1 protein-coding gene is annotated in these 312 nt (G+C 51.3%); it reads right to left on the bottom strand.

Going from position 1 to position 312, the window contains the following annotated elements:
* Positions 1-282 (bottom strand): hypothetical protein (locus Y887_RS17840; RefSeq protein ID WP_157004353.1); only part of this gene is annotated, 282 nt, incomplete at its 3' end.
* Positions 283-312 lie beyond the last annotated feature (30 nt).

Genomic DNA, 312 nt, shown 5'->3' with positions numbered 1-312 from the left:
TCCGCGCTCAAGACGTTTACGGATGCGTGTCGCTTCGTTCTCGTCAGCCAGCACTTTCTTGGTCAACTTGCCGATTACTATTGCACGCTCGTCATCGCCGACTTCCTTCATCTGGCGTATTGAAGCACCGGAAGTGACGCCAATTAGATAGGGGTCATTATACGCCCAGCCGAACTTTGTGTGCATCTCTGTAAGGTCGCCGTATTTGACTTCAGCATTGGCCAATGCATCCTTCTGCTTTTGCGTTAAGGTTCCGGCTTCACGTGCTTCGATGTACTTCATCGCCTTCACCATTCCGTACCCTTTCGCGTT

The organism is Xanthomonas pisi DSM 18956 (assembly GCF_001010415.1).
In the GTDB taxonomy this organism is placed as follows: Bacteria; Pseudomonadota; Gammaproteobacteria; order Xanthomonadales; family Xanthomonadaceae; genus Xanthomonas; species Xanthomonas pisi.
This window is presented reverse-complemented; position numbering and strand designations above follow the sequence as displayed.